The following is a 14,921-nucleotide window of genomic DNA, read 5'->3' on the forward strand; positions in this document are numbered from 1 at the left end:
CCCCTATAAACAGCTAGGACCTCAACGATGACGACCTCAGTAGAAACCATCCAGCACCACATTCCGGACAATCTGCCAACGCATCTCCAGCACTTCATCGACGGCAAGTTTGTTGACTCTGTTGGCGGCAAGACCTTCGACGTGCAGGAGCCGGTCTCCAACGAGAACTACGCGACTGTCGCGTCAGCCCAGCCGGAAGACGTCGACCTTGCCGTCGCCGCCGCCAAGCGCGCCTTCAAGGACGGTCCGTGGTCGACGATGTTGCCCCGCGAACGCTCCCGGGTGCTGCACAAGATCGCCGATATCGTCGAATCGCGCGACGACGAACTGGCCCTCCTTGAAAGCTACGACTCCGGCCTTCCCATTACTCAGGCCAAGGGCCAGGCGCGCCGCGCTGCGGAGAACTTCCGCTTCTTTGCCGACCTGATCGTCGGGCAGGAGGACAACGCGTTCAAGGTGCCCGGTCGCCAGATCAACTACGTGAACCGCAAGCCGATCGGCGTTGCCGCGCTCATCACACCGTGGAACGTCCCCTTCATGCAGGAGTCATGGAAGCTCGCCCCGGCCATCGCGACCGGCAACACCGTGGTTATGAAGCCGGCCAGCTATACCCCGCTCTCCGCTGTGCTGTGGCCCGAGATCTTCCGCGAGGCAGGCCTGCCCGACGGCGTCTTCAACCTGATCTTCGGATCCGGCGGCGTCGCGGGCGACTACCTGGTGAAGCACCCCGACGTGCCGATCGTCTCCTTCACCGGGGACAGCTCAACCGGTGCGACCATCTCAACCGCAGCAGCCCCGCAGTTCAAGAGCCTCTCGCTCGAGCTCGGCGGTAAGAGCCCAGCCGTCGTCTTCGCCGACGCCGACATCGAGGCCGCCCTCGACGCCACGGTCTTCGGTGTGTTCAGCCTGAACGGTGAGCGTTGCACCGCCGGGTCGCGCGTGCTCGTGCAGCGCGATATCTACGACGACTTCGTAGCCCGGTTCGCCGAGCGCGCGAAGAACATCAAGGTGGGCCTCCCGAGCGATCCCGCAACCGAGGTCGGTTCACTGGTGCACCCGAACCACTTCGATAAGGTCATTAGTTACATCGAAATCGGTAAGACCGAGGGCCGTCTCCTGGCTGGCGGCGGCCGTGCCGAAGGCTTCCCCACAGGCAACTACGTTGCACCGACCGTGTTCTCCGACGTCGCGCCCGACGCCCGGATCTTCCAGGAGGAAATCTTCGGACCCGTCGTCGCGATCACCCCCTTCGACACCGATGAAGAGGCGCTTGAGCTCGCCAACAACACCAAGTACGGCCTCGCCGCCTACGTCTGGACCACGAACCTCAAGCGCGCACACAACTTTGCCCACGCCATCGAGGCCGGCATGGTCTGGCTGAACTCAAACAACGTCCGTGACCTGCGCACACCGTTCGGCGGCGTCAAGGCCTCCGGCCTCGGACGCGAGGGCGGCTACCGTTCGGTCGATTTCTACACCACCCAGCAGTCGGTACAGATCACCCTCAACGAAGCCCACTCGCCCAAATTCGGCAACGTCGAAGACGCCGCAGCAACCAGCGACAGCTAACCCCTCCACAACCCTTTCGAAGAAGAGAGACCCATCATGACAAACTTTGTTCCCACCCCCACCGTCCCGGCCCCGGACATCGTCCGCTGCGCCTACATGGAAATTGTGGTCACCGACCTCGCCAGGTCCCGCGAGTTCTACGTCGACGTCCTCGGCCTGCACGTTACCGAGGAAGACGAAAACAACATCTACCTGCGGTCGCTGGAGGAGTTCATCCATCACAACCTGGTGCTCCGCAAGGGACCCATCGCCGCCGTCGCGGCTTGCGCGTACCGGGTGAAGTCCCCCGCCGAGGTAGACGCCGCCGAGGCCTACTACAAGGAACTGGGCTGCCGGGTGGAGCGTCGCAAGGACGGCTTCACCAAGGGCATCGGCGATTCCGTCCGCGTCGAGGACCCGCTGGGCTTCCCCTACGAGTTCTTCTACGACGTGGAGCACGTGGAGCGCCTCACCCAGCGCTACGACCTCTACTCCGCCGGCGAGCTGGTCCGCCTGGACCACTTCAACCAGGTCACCCCCGACGTGCCACGCGGCCGCGCTTACCTCGAGGACCTCGGCTTCCGCGTCTCCGAGGACATCAAGGATTCCGACGGCGTCACCTACGCCGCGTGGATGCACCGCAAGCAGACCGTCCACGACACCGCCCTGACCGGCGGCAACGGACCCCGAATGCACCACGTCGCGTTCGCCACGCACGAGAAGCACAACATCATCCAGATCTGCGACAAGATGGGCGCCCTGCGCATCAGCGACCGGATCGAACGCGGCCCCGGCCGGCACGGCGTGTCCAACGCCTTCTACCTCTACATCCTGGACCCCGACGGCCACCGCATCGAGATCTACACCCAGGACTACTACACCGGCGACCCCGACAACCCCACCATCACCTGGGACGTCCACGACAACCAGCGCCGCGACTGGTGGGGCAACCCAGTCGTCCCCTCCTGGTACACCGAAGCCTCCCTCGTCCTGGACCTGGACGGAAAACCCCAGCCCGTCATCGAACGCGAGGAAAAGTCCGAAATGGCCGTCACCGTCGGCGCCGACGGCTTCTCCTACACCCGGCCCAGCGAAACAGCCGGGGCTGAAGGCTTCAAGCTCGGAGCGCAGCTGTAGCCATGCTGGATGCCAAGACGATTGAGGCCATTGCGGACGAGCTGGTCGAGGCCGGGCGTAGCCGCACCCCGGTTCCCCGCCTGACGGCCCGCTACCCCGAGATGACCGTGGAGGATTCCTACGCGGTGCAGCTGCTGTGGCGGCGCCGGAAGGAGGAGGACGGCCGCACCCTGGTGGGGCGCAAGATCGGCCTTACGTCCAAGGCAATGCAGGACGCCACCGGCATCACCGAACCCGACTACGGCGCCATCTTCGATGACATGGTGCTCGAAACCGGGTGTTCCGTGGAGTGGGACCAGTACACCCACCCGCGCGTGGAGGTGGAACTGGCGTTTGTCCTCAAGGACGGGCTGAAGGGCCCCGGCGTCACCATCTTCGACGTCCTGAACGCCACCGACTACGTGGTCCCGGCCCTCGAGATCCTCGACTCAAGGATCGAGATGGAAGGCCGGACCATCGTGGACACCATCTCCGACAACGCCGCGATGGGTGCCATGGTGATCGGCGGCCGTCCGGTGAAACCTGACGCCGTCGACCTGCGCTGGGTCTCAGCCATCCTGTACAAGAACCAGACCGTGGAGGAAACCGGTGTGGCCGCCGGCGTGCTGGATCACCCCGCCAACGGAGTGCACTGGCTGGCCAACAAGGTCGCGGCCCACGGCGACTCGCTGAAGGCCGGCGACATCATCCTGGCCGGGTCCTTCACCCGCCCGCTCTGGGTCTACAAGGGCGACACCGTCCATGCCGATTACGGGCCCCTGGGGAGTGTCACATGCCGCTTCGAATAGAAGACACGTTCCGGATTGCTCTCGCGGCGGCGGACCGGCCGCTGGCCGGGATGTGGGTGTGCTCCGGCAGCCCGCTCATCGCCGAGCTCTGCGCCGGATCCGGCCTGGACTGGCTGCTGGTGGATGCCGAACACAGCCCTAACGGGCTCGAATCCATCCTCGCCCAGCTTCAGGCAGTCAACGGCTACCCGGTCCAGGTGATGGTCCGGCCCCCGGTCAACGACACCGTGCTGATCAAGCAATACCTGGACCTCGGCGTACAGAACCTGCTCATCCCCATGGTCAACTCCGTGGCCGAAGCGGAATCCGCGGTGGCGGCGACCCGCTACCCGCCCGAAGGTGTCCGCGGTGTCGGGTCGGCGCTGGCCCGCGCCGCCCGCTGGAACCGCGTCCCGGATTACCTGGCCCGGGCCGCGGACACCATCAGTGTCACCGTCCAGATCGAATCAACGGCGGCCGTGGACTCCGTCGCGGACATCCTGAAAGTCGACGGCGTCGATGCCATCTTCGTCGGCCCCTCCGACTTGGCTGCCTCGATGGGCCTGCTCGGCCAGCAGGAACACCCCGAGGTGCGCGCCGCCGTCGAACACTGCCTCACCGCAGCCAAGACGGCCAGGAAGCCCGCGGGCGTTAACGCGTTCAACCCCGACACCGCCCGCCACTACCTCGACAACGGTGCCAGCTTCATCCTGGTCGGCGCCGACGTCGCGCTCCTCGCCCGCGGCTCCGAAGCCCTCGCCGCCCAATACATCAAGGCCGGCGACATCCAGAAGGACAGCGGCGGAACTCCAGCCAGCTACTAACGGTGGTTAGTAGCTGGCTTACCACTCCCCTTAAACACCTCTTAGGACTTCCTCATGACTGTTTTTGAGATCTCCCCCGCCGTTTCGCCCGAGCGCGAAGCGTCCCTCCTTGCCTCTGTTCCTAACGGTTTGTTGATTGGCGGACAGTGGCGGGAGGCGTCCGACGGCGGCACGTTTGACGTTCACGATCCCGCCACCGGGGATGTACTCGCTACCCTCGCCTCCGCCACCAGCGAAGATGCCATCGCCGCGCTCGACGCGGCTGACGCTGCGCAGGCGTCCTGGGCACGGACAGCCCCACGGGTGCGGGCGGAGATCCTGCGGAGGGCCTTTGACCTGGTCATCGCACGGGCCGAGGACTTCGCGCTGCTGATGACCCTGGAGATGGGCAAGCCCCTGGCCGAAGCCCGTGGCGAAGTCACCTACGGGGCCGAATTCCTGCGATGGTTCTCCGAAGAAACCGTCCGCGGCTACGGCCGCTACCTCACCACCCCAGAAGGCAAAAACAAAATCCTCGTCCAGCACAAACCCGTCGGACCATGCCTGCTCATCACGCCCTGGAACTTCCCGCTCGCTATGGCCACCCGCAAGGTCGCGCCCGCCGTCGCCGCCAGCTGCACCATGGTCCTCAAACCCGCCAAACTCACCCCGCTCACAGCCCAGTACTTTGCCCAGACCATGCTCGACGCTGGCCTGCCCGCCGGAGTTCTCAACGTCGTTGCCTCCTCCTCAGCCTCAGGAATTTCCGGTCCGCTGCTGAAGGACTCCCGCCTGCGCAAGGTCTCATTCACCGGCTCCACCCCCGTCGGCAAGCGGCTCATGGCGGACGCCGCGCAGAACGTGCTTCGCACCTCGATGGAACTGGGCGGGAACGCGCCGTTCATCGTGTTCGAGGACGCCGACCTAGACAAAGCCGTCGAAGGGGCCATGGCCGCCAAGATGCGGAACATGGGCGAAGCCTGCACCGCAGCGAACCGCTTCCTCGTGCACGAGGCCGTAGCACAGGAGTTCACCCGGAAGTTCGCCGCCGCCATGGGCGCCCTGGCCACCGGCCGCGGCACCGACCCCACCACACAGGTCGGCCCGCTCATCGACGCCGGCGCGCGCGACGACGTCCACGCCCTGGTAACCGCAGCCATCGGCGCCGGAGCAACCGCTATCACCGGCGGCGCACCTGTGGATGGGCCGGGCTACTTCTACCAGCCCACCGTCTTGGGCGGCGTGCCAAACAACGCCGCGATCCTGGGCCTGGAAATCTTCGGACCCGTCGCCCCCGTTACCACCTTCGCCACTGAGGAAGACGCCATCCGGCTGGCCAACGCCAGTGAATACGGACTTGCGTCCTACCTCTACAGCCGCGACTTGAACCGGCTCCTGCGGGTGGCGGAGCAGATTGAGTTTGGCATGGTCGGCTTCAATGCCGGCGTCATCTCCAACGCTGCGGCACCCTTCGGCGGCGTCAAGCAGTCCGGTCTGGGCCGCGAAGGCGGCTCCGAAGGCATTGCTGAATACACCACCACCCAGTACATCGGCATCGCCGACCCCTACACGACCTAGACCAGGCTGTGAACGTAGGGACCTGTGTGGAGAAACCCAGCGTCTTATGCAACGGGGCCCACCACAAGTACTTAGAAAATCTGCCCAACATGCACGCTCCATTATACCGACGTGGTTAGAGACACCAGAGGGAGGAAAACATGGCCAGAGGGCGGCCACTGCTACGTGCACACGGTAAGTTGAAGACCCATCGAGAGACGTTCTTGCCTCCCCAAAATGCTGACTATATTCGGGACTGGACAATGCTGTCACCGGGAGAATTGGTTTTCCTCGTTGACAATGATGGGCCTGAATTATCCGGTCGGATCGATGCTGTTACAGAAGACGGTCTAATCCTCTGGCTGCAACTCCAAGATGGTGCGGGGCGGCGGCTATTCACGCGTACGGACGCCGTATTAGCATGGCGCGTTTCGGAACGCAGATAGAAGCCGCTGCTCCAATTCGAGTCGTCTCTGCTCCACCCTGAAGAAGTTGCTGCCGACGCCCCCATCTGGGGACAATTCTTTAGGTTATCCACCGCTTCTGCTGCCAGGGAGCTAGTCAAACGGCTCGCCACTTCCAGCCGTGGATAACTTGAATTGGACCCCAACCAAGGACGGATCAAAGCCACCAGTTCCGGTCATGATTCTTGCCGTCGAGGCACGCTGACCACCACCGCCCCAAGCTGAACGCGACGGGGAGCAAACCATTCGGCCCATACTTTGCAGTCAGGCGCAAGAAGAATGCCCCTGCGGCGGTTGCCAATGCTGGTGTTCAAAAGGCGATTAGCATTTGGCTCGTCGCACGCTGATGCGAAACGTACCGTTTCGCGCTGGTTGGGGTTTCGGCTAATATGGCGCCATGGTCACCCGAAGTGAAACCAGTCGACCAGCGATCCCCGCAGCAGCACTGCAGCTTCTTGGGGCGCGCCACGGCGACGGACTCACGACCAAGCACCTGAGCATGGACGCTGTGGCGTCCAGGGCAACCATCTACCGCTGGTGGCCGAGCAGTAGTGTGGTGGTCCTCGATGCTTTCATCGAAGACCGCATCTCCCACACGGCTTCCGGGGCTGATGCTGTCGTTGCCCTCTGCAGCCGTTTGCGCACGGTGGTGCGGCAGTGCGCCGGGCCCGCCGCATCCCTGCCTTACTCGCCGAGATATCACCGCCTGCTGCGTGGTGCCGGACCGCTCGACGACGACTTCGGTGAGCAGGTCATCGAGGCAATGCGCGGACTTGTGCCGTCACCGGTATCCCCGACTTCAGGTCCGGGAGGCTAGCGGTGGGCTCGCCGGCTCGACCCAGCATCCAGCTGGACCTCAACCTGTTGATCCCGTTGGCAGTCCTGCTGGAGGAGCGGAATGTCAGTTCCGCGGCGGCCCGGCTGAGGGTGAGCCAACCGACGGCCTCGGGCTTCCTCGCCAAACTGCGGCGACACTTCGACGACCCCCTGCTGATCCGCGAAGGCAACGCATATCTCCTCAGTGCCTTGGCCACCCGTCTCAGAGACGAACTGCCAGCCGCCCTGCACGGGGTCGAACGAATCGCGAGTGCACAGTTGGAGTTCCGGCCGGCCGAGAGCACACGCGAATTCCGTATCCTCACCACGGACTACGCCACGTCACAGGTTGGCAGACGGCTCCTGGCCAGGCTGGCCGGTACAGCGCCCGGCGTCCGGTTGAGGTTCGACCAGATCCTCACGTCCCATGTCGATGAAGCACCTGACTCGCTGCGGGACGTCGACGGAATGTTCCTGCCCCACGGATATCTCAGCCAACAGCCACATGTGGATGTTTTGGTCGACGAATGGACCTGCCTCGTTGCCATCGACAATCCCGCACTAAGCGAGATCCCCACCGCTGACGAGTTGCTCTCCTCCCCGTGGATCACCACCATCTGGGGCCCCGGTGCCCTTACCCCAGCCGCCCGCCAGCTGCAGATCGCTGGACTGCACCCCCTGGTCAACACCATCACCCCGCATTTCTTCGTCATCCCGTCCCTGGTCGATGGATCCAACCGGATTGCCCTGCTCCCCAGGCGCTTGGCAGAAGACGCTGTCCGAGCCTCAACCGGCCTCCGCATTGTGCCGCCTCCTATTCTGCTGTCCCCCATCTCCGAGGCGTTCTGGTGGCACCGCGACAGAGAATACGATCCTGTGCACCGATGGCTCCGGGAGCAGTTGGCGGCCGCCTGCGCGCCTCTTCTACCGCCCGAAGGCGCATAGTTCTCTCCCACCGAGCCCTCCGTAGGGTCACGAGGGTATTACCGATAGCTATACGTGGTCATAGGAAATATCGTCTTCCCAATATGTGGGTCATGACACAGAGTGGATAAAAGCCGCCGACAGATATCCGCAGCTACACGAAAAGGACCAACAATGATCAAGCTACTTTCACACCTGTCCCATATCGAGATCTACGCCACCGACCTCGAAAAATCGATTCGCTACTACGAGGAACAGGTCGGCCTTCGGGTCGTAGAGCGGACCGACGAGAAGGTCTTTCTGCGCTGCTGGGGTGACTACTACGCCTATAGTGTCGTGCTGGTTAAAGGCGACGAGCCGGGCATGGTCTCCATGGCCTGGCGCACGAGCAGCGCGGAGGCACTCGACGAGGCAGCCCGCCGGATCGATGCCACTGAGTACGCAGGGACATGGAAGGATGCAGGCGAGGGCATCGGCCGCTCCTACCTCTTTACTGGCCCCTATGGCCACACCATGCAGCTGTTCTGGGACGTCGAGCTGTACAAGGCGGAGGGCGAATTCGCATCAACCTATCCTGATCGTCCGTCCAAGCGCAGCGACCGGGGCATCGCGCCCCGTCAACTTGATCACGTCACGATCGCGGCGTCCGATGTGAAGGGCTTCGCGAAATGGTACAACGAGGTTCTGGGCTTCCGAATCATGGCGTTCGCGGACTTTGAAAACCCTGAGGTGACCTTCTTTGGGGTTCTGACCACGAACGAAAAGTCCCACGACCTGGGAATCCTGCTCGATGCTTCAGATCGCCCGGGGCGTATCCACCACTACGCGTTCTGGCTCGACACACAAGCCGAACTGGCTCGCGCCGCGGACCTGCTAATCGAGAATGGGACACCGATGGAATTTGGCCCCGGCGTCCATGGCATCGGCGAGCAGGACTACCTGTACTTCCGCGAGGCCAGCGGATTGCGCATCGAGGTCAATACGGGCGGCTACCGCAATTACGTCCCGGACTGGCAGCCGAACCGATGGACCCCCGAACTGGGCGCCAACGACCAGTACCGGAACCGGGAACTTCCGCAGTCCATGCTGGAGGCATTCCCCCCAGCTGCTGCGCCGACCGCAACGGAACAGGGCCTGGTGCCCGGCAGCGAGGCCGAGCTGATCAAGGCCGCTGCCATCAAGTCGCCCGCCTCCCTAGACTAGGGAGATGGCGGGGTGCAGGTGAATGACCCGGTAATCGTGGCGGCGCCAACATCGGGGTTGCCCTTGGCCGATGCCCGCATCTTCGGTGTCCACATCAGACCGGGAGGGCCCACGGCAGACTGGTCCACCTAGTTCCCTAGGAATAACTCCGTGAAAAACAAGATGCATTACCAGCGCCAATGGTTGCCACTCGTCGGACAAGAAGTCGCAATTCGGTTTGACACCAAAACCGTAAGAACAGGCATCGTCGATGCGGCAACAGCCGACGACCAAATCCTTTGGATTACTGCCCAAGGTTCCGAGCCACGCAGGATGTTTCAACGCACCGATGGTTTTTCCGTCTGGATTGCATATAAGTGGGACACCTCCCAACCGCCCTCTTAGTGCAGTCAATTCAGGAGTCACATGCAGGCTCAACGAGTTTCGGACGACCTCTGCGCACGGGCCGCAGGACCATCCAGTTGGGGCACACCCCAACCTGACGTCAGGTTGGGGTGTGAATGACCGTCAGGATAGGGCTTCCGGGGGCATTTCTGGACGCTCGTCGGAGGAAATCTAAGATCCCATCCCGACAGTTCCGATGGGATCACTTATCCCAGTGATTCGCTGAACCGGGGTAGGAAAGCGTAATTCGACACATTAGTCGCGATCGTCCGGGGCGTTTTTGCATCGCTTCTGCCAGCGTTCATTGATCCGCCGACCTACGGATGCCGGCACGAGCAGTAGGCCGTTGGACAATGGTACCTGCCGCGGATAGTCACGGATCCGCTATCCGCCGTGCTGATGAGTTTATGCGTGTGAGCACTAAGTTCTTTGCGAAGTCGAGGGTGGTGACCTGCGCCGTTCTGGGCGATGACTAGGCGAGACCACGGAAAGTCGGAAGCAGTGCGCACCCCCGGAGCCTGGGTGCCGTGATGGGGAGCCAAAATCGTGTCATAGCATTCTTGCATCGCACGACGTCGGATTAGTTCGTTGAGACCCCACTTCTGGATGTCGCCCAGGTTTAGAAAGCGGCCATGCACCTCCTCGACGACGAGGCTCAGTTCGTTGTTGATTCTCTGCACATCCCGTCGGTTTTTCTGGAGTCTTTCTCGCAGTCCATCAGGGGCATCGGCGAAGCCGTCGACCGCATACGAGTCGAACAAATCGTAGTCCCCCGGGAGGGCCACATCCTCGTCGACAACAGGGTTGAATTCGTCGAGCAGGTCGTTCGCTTGCTCTTCATCGTCGTCCATAAAGAACGGCGAGTTGTTGGCCCAGTCGAGCGCCCGACGGAGCGGCTCATACTCTTTCGCGAGGTCCTCAGCCTCTTTCGCAACTCGAGCGAAAGCGTTGCTGACCCGTGCTTCGAGCTCGCGGGGCGGCCAGAGAACTTTCCAGCGGGTCCCAACCGCGGTAAAGATATTTCCTGCGCAGGCAGAGGTGCGCGAAAGCACGGCCGATTTGCTCTCCCATGCCTGGAAAAGATCCAACGAAGACCGTTCGGGTGCGGTGAAATGGAGCGTTTGATAGGCGAGGAGTGAAGCCTGAACGGGTCGAACAAGGCTGGGAAGCCGGGGATGTATCAGTCGTACGTGTTCCGAACCGCTTGGTGATGCATCAGCAAACGCCTTAAGGCCGAGCCAGTGATCTAGATCGAAATGCGTTACGACGACCGTGGAGGGCATGGAGGCCACCGCGCCCAGAGTGGCCCTCAGCAGCATCGCTGGGTCCTTTCCGTCCGAAGAGTGCCAGCTCCCGCAATCCATCACCATGGTTTCGCTCTGGTGTCTGAGCACGGTGCACGCGCCGTCGCCCACATTTACAACATTGATCCGCATCTATCCTCATCCGTTCAAGCCCTATGCCAGCCGCCATGATTCGCCGTGCGTGGCGTCGCAAGCAGGGATGGCTCGCGTGCGTTTTTCGCTCTGGCGTTGCTGCAGTCTTAGTCTATGAATCTGATCGGATGCATCACGGGAAGCCTGAGTTCATCCGCAGTCGAGGCTGCTCGGAGGGGTCAGCGACCTACCCTCCGAGGTCAGGAGCATAGTTGTTGAGCAGCGTCCGAGTGAGCTGTTCGCCGCGGATCGCGATGGCGTCCAGATCGGCAGCTCTCATTGGAGCAAAGTTCGTCGGATAATTTTGGACTCTTGCGCGAGGGACAAGGTCCGCCAAGGGCACCGGCAGCCTCTCATCTCGCATGCCGAGGTAGACGTGAATAAAGCCCTTCACCTCCGCGCTCTCGCGAGCCAAGTGAATGCGGCTCCGGGCAGCGTCTTGTGATTTTGTGTGGGTGATGTCAAAGCTTTGGGCAAGCCTGCGGGCCATGAATCGGGCGGCGGAACGCTCAGTACTTCCTCGTCCAGCGTCGACGGCGACTATGTAATCAAGATCGAATACGTGGGAACTGTATTTCGTTGAGCGGCCAGGGAGTAGGGGAGCAAGGCCAAGGTTGTCGTATACACCCCCGTCGGTCATAGCCAATCGCGCGGTACGTCGGTAACCGTCTCTATCAAAAAAGTCGTAATTTCGGCGCAAGGCAGGAAGCAAAACAGGGAACGCCGCCGAGGCAGCTACTGCTTCCGCAACAGACACCTCATTGAGGATCGTCCCGTACGGTGAACATGCGCTGAGAGCGCTGCCGAATCGCACTGCATTTCCGGTCCTCATGTCTGTTGACGAAATTACGGTCTCAGTGCCGGCGTGGGTGACATCAGTGATGAGCTTGGCTCCGAAATCGCGCGACGCAAGTGCATCGACGAGTGCATCAGTACGGGAATAGGAGCGACCGTCCTTCGAGCTAAGTGCCCTCACAGCGCTGGCGATTGCTCGCCCCGCTGCGGGTGGTGCGAAAGCACGTCGAGCAAGTTCGGTTTGGAGCCCCGCGCGCAGCAGCGTAGTGATGGAGTCGTCGAACTCATCGAAACGTTCCGGTCCGTAGGCCCACATCGCCGCGAGGAGACTGCCACCGCTAATACCCGAGACGACGGTCACCTGGTGGAGAAGATTGCGATCGTGTAGGGCTCGTAAGCTTCCGAGGCCAAAGGCGGTTGCCCGAAAGCCCCCGCCGGACAACGCAAGTCCGATTCTCGGGCTCATTGATTCCGGCCGATGCGTGTGCGTTCTCCGTGGCCCCCGGAAGATTGCCCCGGATGGGCGTATCCCCCAGGGAACCAAGTGCCTGTAGAGGTGAGATATAGCGCGTCCGCCCGCTCCGGTCGGCTGACAGTGTTCCGCTTGACCACCCGAGCGTAAATGTCGGGCAGGGTCCCACTATCGAGCCAGCCTTCCCAAACGGGAGCGTCGCCTCCGAGGATGAGCATGAGCGCACGGCGGCTGCCACCATCCGGCGCGACGATGTCGGCCATGCCTTCTTCGTCCGTGTCGCTGGGTGAGGCGACTCCGTAAGGATGCGTGTGCCACATGCCCACAAACCCGACACGATTCGCAGTGGCGGTGCTAAGCGATGTCACGATTTCTTGTGTTCCTTCTGTTCCGTGATCGAAGTATCTGGCCGACAGGCGGCTGTCCGGCGAAGGACCTGCGACCGTGTCTATGAGGACCGTGTGTGTCGCTTCGTCGAAACTCCCTAACAGCATCCCGCCAGTTTCGATCCGCGGGCTGCGGACTCTGCGCCCACGACGGGTCTCGGTACGCAACTCGGCGAGGGCGCGGGCGCTGACACGTACCTCGTATTCTTCGGTCTGATCGGAAAGGACCAAATCGTTCCTCCACCCTAGGTGCACGGGTCGCGGGCCCCTGGCATGCGGCGAGAGGTCGCAGCCTATCGCGGTCATGGGTTCAGCATCATTGTTGGAAAGGACTGTGACTGCGGAGACGAACAGCGCGGAGGCAAGTGCTACTGCTTCTGCTGCGGAACCCGTGAATGTGGGGGCGGAGCAGCCGGGCTCGGGAAAGAATCGCTCCGTTCGTGGCGGGTTTGGGAAAAGATCGTCGGCGATCGCCGTCCACCCAGCGGGTGCGGTGGTAGCAGTGTCGATTGCGAGTCGGCGGAGGATGTCGTGCCCACTTCCGGTGGCTCCCGGGAAGGAGATCGTGGCCACACCACGTTGTGCTGTGTGCCCGAACAGCGCGCTGATGGTCGCGGGCCACTGGGCGCGGTTGGCTGCGCGGGCTCGTTCTATCCCGACGCGAACACCGATGTCAGCTGTTGCGTCGACGATGAGATCGTACTGAAGCAGGCTTGGAGGGTCGGTGAGTATCCCTGTCACGATGTTTGCACGCGAGCTTGTCACGGCTAGGTCTTGCCGGATTCGGGACAATCGCGGTGCCAGGCGTTCGGCCTTGTTGTAGCCGATGTCCGCGTCTTCATATGGCTGCCGAAGGAGGATTCCCGGTGTGACTTCTCCTTTGTCAATCACATGGAGCTGCGCGACCCCTGCCCGGACGCAGTGTTCAGCGATCGGTGCTCCGAGGGCTCCGCAACCTAGCACCAGCACTCTTTTGCCGGCGAGCCACTGGACAGGTGAGCCGGTATCTCGGCGACGCGTCACTTCTGGGCGGGCTTCATGGATGACCATCCACTGCAGTTTGGCGAAGCCGAGCCAGTCATGGGCCAATTTTCGTACCCGCGCGGCGAGCTCGACGTGCTCAGGACTGACATCTTCGAGAAGGTCGGTGATACCCGTGCCGAGATCATCGAGGTGCCAGGCCGTGATGTGGGCGAGGAGTATTCCTGGTTCGAGGCGGCGCGCGGGGGTCCCCAGCAGCATCATCGCAGGCACGGCACCATCACCTTCAAGTGTCACGCCGATGGCTTTGTTGATCGTGCGGGCGTTAACGAGCGCCCTGAGGAGTTCGTCGCGGTTGAGGCCGTAAGTGTCGAGGGCGCCTGCGAGGAGTGCAGTTGTGGTTGGGTACTCCATTTCGAGGGTGTCGCTGATCAACACGAGCGGCGCAGCGAAGTGCGCTATGCCGTTCTCGCCCTGTGCGGGTAGTTCGTCGGCAACGAGCCGGTCAATGACCTGTTGGCCAGTAAGCCATTCGAGGACGTCGATCCGCTTGTCGCGTTTCGCGCACCATGCGTACAGGAGCTTCACTCGTTCTGGCCCGGTGTGTGCCCAGGGCACGAGATCGCCCAGGTCCGGGCGGACAACGACCCAGCCGTTCTTGTATGAGTGGTATGCGACCGGTGGGTGCAGCGGCTGTCCGGCCGGGTCTAGTTCGCCGGCCGCCGCGCGTTGTAGCCAAAGATTTAGTCGAGCGATCAACCCGCGCATTCCGTCAGCCGGGTTCCATTCCACGGAAGGTGCCGCGTATAGGCAGAGGTGGCGTCCCCATTGGACGTGGGGTGTTCCTGCCCATCGTCGATGCGCGACGTTGACGTCCGGGTGCAAGTAGGGGAAGGACGGGCCGACTACGACTTCGAACCGTTCCCGTGCGCGCAACCGGATTCCGTCATTGGCGGTATCGATCCCTGACGTGTCGAGCGAGACCGTGAAGGTGGTCAGGCCGTTTTCACTAACAGTTCCCAACAGCTGGATAGCACCGTCGCTGATTTCGGCAAGTTCGGAGAGCTGCCGTTGCGCGAGTTCGTTCAATGACCGAACCCAACCGGCGTCTCGGGTGCGTGCTGGCCGCCCCGGTCGGAGGTCACGGCCGCGTCTACCCGTTCGGGGCCAGCAGCCATCGTGGTGGCCGCAGCTGACCGCGGAATGTTGTTAGCCACCGCTACGGCGGCTGCGGTGACGGCGGCGAAC

Annotated in this window: 12 protein-coding genes; 9 read left to right on the forward strand and 3 right to left on the reverse strand. The window is 62.5% G+C overall.

Annotated elements, in window-relative coordinates:
• The first annotated feature begins 27 nt into the window (after positions 1–27).
• From hpaE to P4U43_RS09105, 9 genes are all read left to right on the forward strand, one after another.
• Positions 28–1,569 (forward strand): 5-carboxymethyl-2-hydroxymuconate semialdehyde dehydrogenase, encoded by a 1,542-nt coding sequence (gene hpaE, locus P4U43_RS09065; RefSeq protein ID WP_277358443.1) that lies wholly within the window; start codon positions 28–30, stop codon positions 1,567–1,569.
• Positions 1,570–1,605: 36 nt separating this feature from the next.
• Positions 1,606–2,685 carry a 3,4-dihydroxyphenylacetate 2,3-dioxygenase gene (gene hpaD / locus P4U43_RS09070; protein WP_277358444.1) on the forward strand — a complete coding sequence of 360 codons (1,080 nt, stop codon included), beginning with the start codon at positions 1,606–1,608 and terminating at the stop codon, positions 2,683–2,685.
• Between the two features lie 2 nt (positions 2,686–2,687).
• Positions 2,688–3,473 carry a 2-oxo-hept-4-ene-1,7-dioate hydratase gene (gene hpaH / locus P4U43_RS09075; RefSeq protein WP_277358445.1) on the forward strand — a complete coding sequence of 262 codons (786 nt, stop codon included), beginning with the start codon at positions 2,688–2,690 and terminating at the stop codon, positions 3,471–3,473.
• Complete coding sequence (locus P4U43_RS09080) at positions 3,458–4,276, forward strand: HpcH/HpaI aldolase family protein (RefSeq protein ID WP_277358446.1); 819 nt, start codon at positions 3,458–3,460, stop codon at positions 4,274–4,276. Before hpaH ends, P4U43_RS09080 begins: the two co-directional genes overlap by 16 nt.
• Positions 4,277–4,330: 54 nt before the next feature.
• On the forward strand, positions 4,331–5,833 hold the full coding sequence (locus P4U43_RS09085; RefSeq protein WP_277358447.1) for an NAD-dependent succinate-semialdehyde dehydrogenase: 1,503 nt from the start codon (positions 4,331–4,333) through the stop codon (positions 5,831–5,833).
• 840 nt (positions 5,834–6,673) lie between these two features.
• Complete coding sequence (locus P4U43_RS09090) at positions 6,674–7,093, forward strand: hypothetical protein (RefSeq protein WP_277358448.1); 420 nt, start codon at positions 6,674–6,676, stop codon at positions 7,091–7,093.
• Between the two features lie 2 nt (positions 7,094–7,095).
• Entirely contained in the window at positions 7,096–8,037 is a 942-nt protein-coding gene (locus P4U43_RS09095; protein ID WP_277358449.1) for a LysR family transcriptional regulator, read from the forward strand.
• A gap of 153 nt (positions 8,038–8,190) precedes the next feature.
• Positions 8,191–9,219 carry a VOC family protein gene (locus tag P4U43_RS09100; RefSeq protein ID WP_277358450.1) on the forward strand — a complete coding sequence of 343 codons (1,029 nt, stop codon included), beginning with the start codon at positions 8,191–8,193 and terminating at the stop codon, positions 9,217–9,219.
• A gap of 150 nt (positions 9,220–9,369) precedes the next feature.
• Positions 9,370–9,603, forward strand: coding sequence for a hypothetical protein (locus P4U43_RS09105; protein WP_277358451.1), 234 nt, complete (start codon positions 9,370–9,372; stop codon positions 9,601–9,603).
• Positions 9,604–9,920: 317 nt separating this feature from the next.
• Here P4U43_RS09105 and P4U43_RS09110 read toward each other — a convergent pair whose 3' ends face one another.
• From P4U43_RS09110 to P4U43_RS09120, 3 genes are all read right to left on the reverse strand, one after another.
• A complete protein-coding gene (locus tag P4U43_RS09110; protein WP_277358452.1) occupies positions 9,921–11,039 on the reverse strand; it encodes an MBL fold metallo-hydrolase in 1,119 nt (372 codons plus the stop codon).
• A gap of 187 nt (positions 11,040–11,226) precedes the next feature.
• Entirely contained in the window at positions 11,227–12,300 is a 1,074-nt protein-coding gene (locus P4U43_RS09115; RefSeq protein WP_277358453.1) for a patatin-like phospholipase family protein, read from the reverse strand.
• Complete coding sequence (locus P4U43_RS09120) at positions 12,297–14,762, reverse strand: ThiF family adenylyltransferase (RefSeq protein ID WP_277358454.1); 2,466 nt, start codon at positions 14,760–14,762, stop codon at positions 12,297–12,299. The genes P4U43_RS09115 and P4U43_RS09120 overlap by 4 nt, the downstream gene beginning before the upstream one ends.
• Between the last annotated feature and the right edge of the window lie 159 nt (positions 14,763–14,921).

This window comes from Arthrobacter vasquezii, assembly GCF_029455255.1.
In the GTDB taxonomy this organism is placed as follows: Bacteria; Actinomycetota; Actinomycetes; order Actinomycetales; family Micrococcaceae; genus Arthrobacter_D; species Arthrobacter_D parietis.

What these genes read in the sequence shown, in the direction of transcription:
- hpaE (WP_277358443.1), top strand. Translation starts at nt 28, where the DNA reads ATGACGACCTCAGTAGAAACCATCCAGCACCACATTCCGGACAATCTG.
- hpaD (WP_277358444.1), top strand. Translation starts at nt 1,606, where the DNA reads ATGACAAACTTTGTTCCCACCCCCACCGTCCCGGCCCCGGACATCGTC.
- hpaH (WP_277358445.1), top strand. Translation starts at nt 2,688, where the DNA reads ATGCTGGATGCCAAGACGATTGAGGCCATTGCGGACGAGCTGGTCGAG.
- P4U43_RS09080 (WP_277358446.1), top strand. Translation starts at nt 3,458, where the DNA reads ATGCCGCTTCGAATAGAAGACACGTTCCGGATTGCTCTCGCGGCGGCG.
- P4U43_RS09085 (WP_277358447.1), top strand. Translation starts at nt 4,331, where the DNA reads ATGACTGTTTTTGAGATCTCCCCCGCCGTTTCGCCCGAGCGCGAAGCG.
- P4U43_RS09090 (WP_277358448.1), top strand. Translation starts at nt 6,674, where the DNA reads ATGGTCACCCGAAGTGAAACCAGTCGACCAGCGATCCCCGCAGCAGCA.
- P4U43_RS09100 (WP_277358450.1), top strand. Translation starts at nt 8,191, where the DNA reads ATGATCAAGCTACTTTCACACCTGTCCCATATCGAGATCTACGCCACC.
- P4U43_RS09110 (WP_277358452.1), bottom strand. Translation starts at nt 11,039, where the DNA reads ATGCGGATCAATGTTGTAAATGTGGGCGACGGCGCGTGCACCGTGCTC.
- P4U43_RS09115 (WP_277358453.1), bottom strand. Translation starts at nt 12,300, where the DNA reads ATGAGCCCGAGAATCGGACTTGCGTTGTCCGGCGGGGGCTTTCGGGCA.